At 66.3% G+C, this 2,221-nt stretch carries 2 protein-coding genes; both read right to left on the bottom strand.

Annotated elements, in window-relative coordinates; all coding sequences use genetic code 11:
• Positions 1 to 169 precede the first annotated feature (169 nt).
• Positions 170 to 1,870: a phage terminase large subunit gene (gene terL / locus EPD66_RS23735; RefSeq protein WP_142851035.1), complete on the bottom strand. Its 1,701-nt coding sequence runs from the start codon at positions 1,868 to 1,870 to the stop codon at positions 170 to 172.
• A partial coding sequence (locus tag EPD66_RS23730; RefSeq protein ID WP_142851034.1) for a DUF1804 family protein occupies positions 1,870 to 2,221 on the bottom strand: 352 nt, incomplete at its 5' end. The genes EPD66_RS23730 and terL, both read right to left, overlap by 1 nt.

The raw sequence follows: 2,221 nt of genomic DNA, 5'->3' as shown, positions 1-2,221 counted from the left end.
GTGGTCGCGCAACAGCGCCCGGTAATGCTTGAGGTCGCCGCCCAGGCTGTCGAGCACAGGGTCGGGCGTGGCCAGGATCTCGCCGAGAAAGCCCGCCAGGTCATCGCGCCGGGAGGCAGAGGCAATTTCGCCGAAGACCGGCTTGGCCGTCGCGGTCTTGTTCTGCGATTCAGTCATGATACCCGCTCCAATCCATCCGCCCGCCGTCAAAGCCGCCCATGCCGAAGCCGCCGCCCGGATCGAAGCCGTTGCCCGTGATCAGGTTGCGGTCTCCCGCCGCCTGGAATTCGCCCAGCGGGGCAAAGGACACCGCCCCGGTCCACAGCATCTCCAGGCAGTCCGGCCCGTCGTCGTGATCGGCCTGCGGGAAGCCCGTCAGCTGCTCCAGCAAGGTGGTCTGGCTGGCATGCAGGCGGATGCGCCCGTCCATCAGGATCGGCTGCAGGCTCTCGATGCGCAGGGCCTTGTCGGTGGTCGGCGACACCGCCTTGGCCGGCAGCGGCACGCCCTGCTGGATGGCCGCCTTGATCAGCTCGGTGCGCAGGAATTCCTGGAACTGCACCGCCTCGACGAACCACATGACGCATTGATAGCGCCGCTGCAGGGCGATCACGTCCGAGATGATGATGCTGGGGACGCGGCGACGGATCGACGCCTCGATCACGTCCAGGCGCGCCTGCTCGCGGTCGAACCCGCCGACCAGGATGGCGCTGGGGTCGCGCGAGCGGTTGTTCTTGCCCAAGGACGGGTCCAGGGCGCCGAAATAGACCAGGCGCGGCGCGCGTTCGACCCAGAACACCACCTTGGAGAAGGTGGCATCCTCGGCTATCGGGCTGTTCTGGTATTCCGAGTTGAAGGCCGACAGACCGATGCGGACGCGGATCTCCATCAGCCGCTTGAAGGGCTGGACCTCCGGCCACAGGACTTCCGCACCGCGTTCCATCTCCGCGCGGTTCTCGCGCCAGAAGGTGTCGGCCGCCTCGCGGCCGTCATTGCGCAGGGCCTCTTCCCACTGCTCCCACAGATCCATGCGGTCAGGCCAAGCCATTACCGCCTGGAACTTCGTCGCCCGCCACATCGGGTTCTTCATCTTGCGGCTGAGCACGGCATCAAGGTGAAGAACGGTGCCGACATAGATCATGTCCATGCTGCCGTCGGGCGGCCCCAATGGTTCGACCGCCTTGTCGAGCCAAGCCTCGCGCTTGTCGCGCTGCTCGGGGCTGCGGACATTCTCATCGTTCTCGATGTCGTCGAGGATAATTAGGTCGGGGCGGTTGCTGCCGTGGCGCGCACCACGGATGCGCTTCTGCGCGCCGCCGGCCTGCAACTTGGCGCCGTTGCGGGTGACGATCACGCCCACCTGCCAGACCGGGCCGGCGCCGCAAGCCTCGGGGAAATCGAAGGCCAGTCGCGGATTGGTCTCCAACTCGGCCTTGATGCCTTCAAGCATCATCGACGCCACCTCGATGGCGTCGGACAGGATGATGGGATAGCGCTTGCGCCGGGTGATCACGCACCACAGCGGGAAGAGTTGGGTGGCGTAGGTGGACTTGGCATTGCCGCGCGGCGCGGCGATGATCTCGCGCTGGCCTTCCGGCGCTTCCACGAGCTCGGGCAAGCGCTCGAACAGGAAGGCATGGAAGCGCGAGGGATTGCCACGCGCATGATGCGGGAAATAGGTCCGGCAAAAGAACTCGAAGTCATCCTGGGCGCGGGTGATGCGCGCGCGCCTGGCCTTGTCCGAGCGGTCGAACTCGCCCAGCTCCGAGGCCTGCGCGATCTCCTCGCGCACCGCCTGGGCCAATTGGGCGACTTCTTCAAGGAATTCCTTGGTGCCGAACTTGCTGTTCTTGCTCCACGCCTTGGCCATCAGCCGTACTTCTCCGCGACATGGGCGGCGAAGGGTTCCAGGATCTCGGCCAGGGCTTGGCCATGTTCCGGGTAGCGGTCCCGCACAAAGGCAGCCAGATCCTGCAGCAGCTCACCGGCCACGGCATAGCGGCCCAGATCGGGCGCGGCCTTGGCGACGGCCGCCATCGTCTTCGTGAAGGCATCGGCCAGCCGCGACATCGCCTCGGCTCGCGCCAGAGGTGGCGTCTTGGCGTCCTCGTTAAGGGCCTGGACGGTGGCCTGATGCAGGGTCATGAAGTCGTTCAGCACGATCTGGGCGATGGCGCCGGCACCGGCGGCCGTCATGGCATTGACGGAACGCGCCTTGTCC

Origin of the sequence: Telmatospirillum sp. J64-1 (assembly GCF_006980715.1) — a bacterium.
In the GTDB taxonomy this organism is placed as follows: domain Bacteria; phylum Pseudomonadota; class Alphaproteobacteria; order Rhodospirillales; family Magnetospirillaceae; genus Oleiliquidispirillum; species Oleiliquidispirillum nitrogeniifigens.
Note: the sequence above shows the minus strand (reverse complement) of the source record. Positions and strands in the feature narration are given on the sequence as shown.